A 5,603-nucleotide genomic window follows, 5' to 3' on the forward strand; every position below is an offset into this window, starting at 1 on the left:
TTCTTACCTTTGCAACCCGCTTCGAAAGGAAGCGCCGCCGCCGGCAGGGCAGCGGAAAGAGAGAGAAAAAAAACACCGCAAGGTAGTTGGGAATTGAGAAAAGATTTCCGACCTTTGCACCCCGCTACGGCACGAACGGTTCCGGCGGAAAATGAGAAAGAGACACCGCAGGGTGGCAAGCAGAAGCGACAGGCTTCTGACAAAGTTCTTTGAGAGATTGCTTGAGACAGAAATTAAGATTTAAGGTTCTTCCCCTTCTTTAACGGGAGGGGAAAAGGAGCCCGGGGTCGGACAGACACATTGGTAGCTTTCGGGCTACCGCAGATTTTCTTACAATGGAGAGTTTGATCCTGGCTCAGGATGAACGCTAGCGGCAGGCCTAATACATGCAAGTCGAACGGATCCAGTTCCTTCGGGGACTGGGTTAGTGGCGCACGGGTGCGTAACGCGTATGCAACCTACCTTCCACTGGGGGATAGCCCACCGAAAGGTGGATTAATACCGCATGACACTACTTGAGGGCATCCGAAGGTAGTCAAAGCTGAGGCGGTGGAAGATGGGCATGCGTGCCATTAGCTAGTTGGCGGGGTAGAGGCCCACCAAGGCGACGATGGCTAGGGGTTCTGAGAGGATGGTCCCCCACACTGGTACTGAGACACGGACCAGACTCCTACGGGAGGCAGCAGTAGGGAATATTGGGCAATGGCCGAGAGGCTGACCCAGCCATGCCGCGTGCAGGAAGAAGGCCTTCTGGGTTGTAAACTGCTTTTACCAGGGAAGAAAACGCTCCTGCGGGAGTAACTGACGGTACCTGGTGAATAAGCACCGGCTAACTCCGTGCCAGCAGCCGCGGTAATACGGAGGGTGCAAGCGTTGTCCGGATTTATTGGGTTTAAAGGGTGCGTAGGCGGCCCGTTAAGTCAGCGGTGAAATCCCACGGCTCAACCGTGGAACTGCCGTTGATACTGGCGGGCTTGAGTTCGGTCGAGGCGGGCGGAACTGGTGGTGTAGCGGTGAAATGCTTAGATACCACCAAGAACCCCGATTGCGTAGGCAGCTCGCTGGGCCGAAACTGACGCTGAGGCACGAAAGCGTGGGGAGCGAACAGGATTAGATACCCTGGTAGTCCACGCCGTAAACGATGATGACTCGATGTTGGCGATACACTGTCAGCGTCCAAGCGAAAGCGTTAAGTCATCCACCTGGGGAGTACGCCCGCAAGGGTGAAACTCAAAGGAATTGACGGGGGCCCGCACAAGCGGTGGAGCATGTGGTTTAATTCGATGATACGCGAGGAACCTTACCTAGGCTAGAATGCGCGTGACCGCTCCAGAGATGGAGCTTCCCTTCGGGGCACAAAGCAAGGTGCTGCATGGCTGTCGTCAGCTCGTGCCGTGAGGTGTTGGGTTAAGTCCCGCAACGAGCGCAACCCCTATCTTCAGTTGCCAGCACATCATGGTGGGGACTCTGGAGAGACTGCCTCCGCAAGGAGCGAGGAAGGCGGGGACGACGTCAAGTCATCATGGCCCTTACGCCTAGGGCTACACACGTGCTACAATGGCCGGTACAGAGGGTTGCCACCCAGCGATGGGGCGCCAATCTCAAAAAGCCGGTCTCAGTTCGGATCGGAGTCTGCAACTCGACTCCGTGAAGCCGGAATCGCTAGTAATCGCGTATCAGCAACGACGCGGTGAATACGTTCCCGGGCCTTGTACACACCGCCCGTCAAGCCATGGAAGTCAGGGAGACCTGAAGCCGGTGACCGTCAAGGAGCCGTCTAGGGTAAAACTGGTAACTGGGGCTAAGTCGTAACAAGGTAGCCGTACCGGAAGGTGCGGCTGGATCACCTCCTTTCTAGGGACGGCCTCCGGGCTCCGCGAATCCTTAAAGCTAGTAGTTCTGTTTCAAGCATCCCTTTCAAAACAGCATTTTTATCGGGCGGCCAGGCCCGGCCAAGGAAGCGGGCTTGTAGCTCAGGTGGTTAGAGCGCTACACTGATAATGTAGAGGTCCGTGGTTCGAGTCCACGCAGGCCCACCGCGAAGTACCTGGGGGATTAGCTCAGCTGGCTAGAGCGCCTGCTTTGCACGCAGGAGGTCAACGGTTCGACTCCGTTATTCTCCACCACCGATTACTGATTTCAAGTAAAGACAGCTGGTTTTTACTTCTCTTTTGGAAAGTAGTTAAAGTTGAAAGTTAAGAGTTAATACAACTCATAACTCCTCACGCTTAACTCATAACTAAAAAACGTTCTTTGACATGATGGGAGAGAGATAAGAAGAAAATGACTAGGCCCTAGCGATAGGGTCCTGGTGCGAGAGAGGCGGGCCGGCCCACGCTTGTGGGGCCGGCCGAGAACGCAGAGAAGGGCGCACGGGGGATGCCTAGGCTCTCAGAGGCGATGAAGGACGCGACAAGCTGCGATAAGCTGCGGGGAGGGGCACATACCCTGTGATCCGCAGGTTTCCGAATGGGGCAACCCAGTGTATTGAAGATACACTACCCTACGGGGGGCGAACCCGGGGAACTGAAACATCTAAGTACCCGGAGGAAGAGAAAACAACAGTGATTCCGCAAGTAGTGGCGAGCGAACGCGGATTAGCCCAAACCACAGCTGTCACGGCAGCTGCGGGGTTGTAGGACCACGAGGTGGGACCAAGTATTGAAGCATAACAGGCTGGGAAGCCTGACCATAGGGGGTGATAGTCCCGTGTGCGTAAGCTGCTTGGCCCTAGTGGTATCCTGAGTAGGGCGGGACCGGAGAAATCCCGCCTGAATCCACCGGCACCATCCGGTAAGGCTAAATACTCCTGAGAGACCGATAGTGAACCAGTACCGTGAGGGAAAGGTGAAAAGCACCCTGAATAAGGGGGTGAAACAGATCCTGAAACCGTGCGCTTACAAGCGGTCGGAGCCACTTTGTGTGGTGACGGCGTGCCTTTTGCATAATGAGCCTACGAGTTACTCCTCCCTGGCAAGGTTAAGATCTTTAAAGATCGGAGCCGCAGCGAAAGCGAGTCTGAACAGGGCGCGCAGTCAGGGGGGGTAGACGCGAAACTTTGTGATCTACCCATGGGCAGGATGAAGGCTGGGTAAAACCAGTTGGAGGTCCGAACCAGTTTGCGTTGAAAAGCATTTGGATGACCTGTGGGTAGGGGTGAAAGGCCAATCAAACTGAGAAATAGCTCGTACTCCCCGAAATGCCTTTAGGGGCAGCGTCGCGGTGGAGTCTTGTGGAGGTAGAGCTACCGATAGGACTAGGGGGAGTCACATCCTACCGAATCCTGACGAACTCCGAATGCCACTAGACATACGCGGCAGTGAGGCTTGGGGTGCTAAGGTCCCAGGCCGAGAGGGAAAGAACCCAGACCGCCAGCTAAGGTCCCCAAATTTAGACTAAGTTGAACAAAGGGGGTCCACTTGCTTAGACAGCCAGGAGGTTGGCTTGGAAGCAGCCATTCCTTTAAAGAGTGCGTAACAGCTCACTGGTCGAGCGAGAGGGCATCGATAATAATCGGGCATCAAGTCTAATACCGAAGCTGCGGATTGCACTATGTGCACTGGTAGGGGAGCATTCCGAGGGCGGTGAAGGCGTGCCGGCAAGGCGCGCTGGAGCGCTCGGAAAAGCAAATGTAGGCATAAGTAACGATAATGCGGGCGAGAAACCCGCACACCGAAAGACCAAGGTTTCCTGATCAACGCTAATCGGATCAGGGTTAGTCGGGTCCTAAGGCCGAGGCGAAAGCGCAGGTCGATGGACAGCTGGTTAATATTCCAGCACCGGCCATGCATAGCGATGCGGTGACGGAGAAGTGAAAGGACCGCGCACTGACGGAATAGTGCGCTTAACACCGTAGGTAGTGGCTTGGTTGTGAAGTACGCCAGGCTAGCTGAAAGTGGAAAGTACGCCAACCCTTCGGGGGCGGCGAGTGTCCCTAACCAGGCTCCCTAGAAAACCCGCTAAGTGTTTGACTGCATGGCCGCCCGTACCGCAAACCGACACAGGTGGTCGAGGAGAGAATCCTAAGGTGCTCGAGTGAATCACGGCCAAGGAACTCGGCAAAATGGCCCTGTAACTTCGGGAGAAGGGGCGCCTCCTCCAGGCAACTGGAGAGGCCGCAGTGAAAAGGCCCAGGCGACTGTTTAACAAAAACACATGGCTTTGCGAAATCGAGAGATGAAGTATAAGGCCTGACACCTGCCCGGTGCCGGAAGGTTAAGAGGGGATGTTAGCTCAGCAATGGGCGAAGCATTGAATCGAAGCCCCGGTAAACGGCGGCCGTAACTATAACGGTCCTAAGGTAGCGAAATTCCTTGTCGGGTAAGTTCCGACCTGCACGAATGGTGTAACGATCTGGGCGCTGTCTCAGCCGTGAGCTCGGTGAAATTGTAGTCTCGGTGAAGATGCCGAGTACCCGCAACGGGACGGAAAGACCCCATGAACCTTTACTATAGCTTAGCATTGACGCTGGGTAACTCATGTGTAGGATAGGTTGGAGGCTGTGAAGCGGTGTCGCCAGGCATCGTGGAGCCGTCCTTGAAATACAACCCTTGAGTTGCTTGGCGCCTAACCTCGTAAAGCGGGGGACAGTGCTTGGTGGGTAGTTTGACTGGGGTGGTCGCCTCCAAAACAGTAACGGAGGCTTTCAAAGGTTCCCTCAGTACGCTTGGTAACCGTACGCAGAGCGCAATAGCACAAGGGGGCTTGACTGTGAGGCCTACAAGCCGAGCAGGGCCGAAAGGCGGATATAGTGATCCGGTGGTTCCGCATGGAAGGGCCATCGCTCAAAGGATAAAAGGTACTCTGGGGATAACAGGCTGATCTCCCCCAAGAGCTCATATCGACGGGGAGGTTTGGCACCTCGATGTCGGCTCGTCACGTCCTGGGGCTGGAGAAGGTCCCAAGGGTTCGGCTGTTCGCCGATTAAAGTGGCACGCGAGCTGGGTTCAGAACGTCGTGAGACAGTTCGGTCCCTATCTGTTGTGGGCGTAGGAGATTTGAGGGGTCCTGACCTTAGTACGAGAGGACCGGGTTGGACGAGCCTCTGGTGGACCTGTTGTGGCGCCAGCCGCAGCGCAGGGTAGCTACGCTCGGACGGGATAAGCGCTGAAAGCATCTAAGTGCGAAACCCGCCCCAAGATGAGATCTCCCTTGAAGGGCCGTCGAAGACGACGACGTTGATAGGCCGCAGGTGTAAAGCTAGAGATAGTAAAGCCGAGCGGTACTAATTGCCCGGGCGCGTTCCGGTACCGGTGTACCGGCCCGCCGCTCTCACTTTTCCTTCCTTGTCTCTCCCCCACATATCATGTCACCTAAAGCATTCGCGCACGCATAGAAACCGTGCCAAGACAATGGCGGCTATGGCCCCGGTGAGCACCTCTTCCCATTCCGAACAGAGCAGTTAAGCCCGGGAGCGCCGATGGTACTGGGTTCACCCCCGGGAGAGTAGGTGGCCGCCAACCCCACCAAAAGGGGCAGCAGGAGAAATCCCGCTGCCCCTTTTTCTTTTTATACCCCACCCCCCAAAGGCCCCGGCCACAGACGCCAAAGCAAAGGCCCCAACCTAAAAGGATGGGGCCTCAAGTATGGTAACATGAAATGCT

1 protein-coding gene, 2 tRNA genes and 3 rRNA genes are annotated in these 5,603 nt (G+C 55.8%); all 6 read left to right on the forward strand.

What is annotated here, in order from left to right:
- The coding region (locus tag A3841_RS20540; protein ID WP_206073101.1) for a hypothetical protein at window positions 1-213 on the forward strand (213 nt) is incomplete at its 5' end.
- Window positions 214-332: 119 nt separating this feature from the next.
- A 16S ribosomal RNA gene (locus A3841_RS12605) occupies window positions 333-1,854 on the forward strand.
- Between the two features lie 108 nt (window positions 1,855-1,962).
- Window positions 1,963-2,036, forward strand: a tRNA-Ile gene (locus A3841_RS12610).
- A gap of 13 nt (window positions 2,037-2,049) precedes the next feature.
- Window positions 2,050-2,126, forward strand: a tRNA-Ala gene (locus A3841_RS12615).
- A gap of 226 nt (window positions 2,127-2,352) precedes the next feature.
- Window positions 2,353-5,248, forward strand: a 23S ribosomal RNA gene (locus tag A3841_RS12620).
- A gap of 102 nt (window positions 5,249-5,350) precedes the next feature.
- Window positions 5,351-5,462, forward strand: a 5S ribosomal RNA gene (gene rrf, locus A3841_RS12625).
- Together the 16S, 23S and 5S rRNA genes with 2 tRNA genes alongside form the textbook arrangement of a ribosomal RNA operon.
- Window positions 5,463-5,603 lie beyond the last annotated feature (141 nt).

Origin of the sequence: Pontibacter flavimaris (genome assembly GCF_001907195.1) — a bacterium.
GTDB classification, from domain to species: domain Bacteria; phylum Bacteroidota; class Bacteroidia; order Cytophagales; family Hymenobacteraceae; genus Pontibacter; species Pontibacter flavimaris.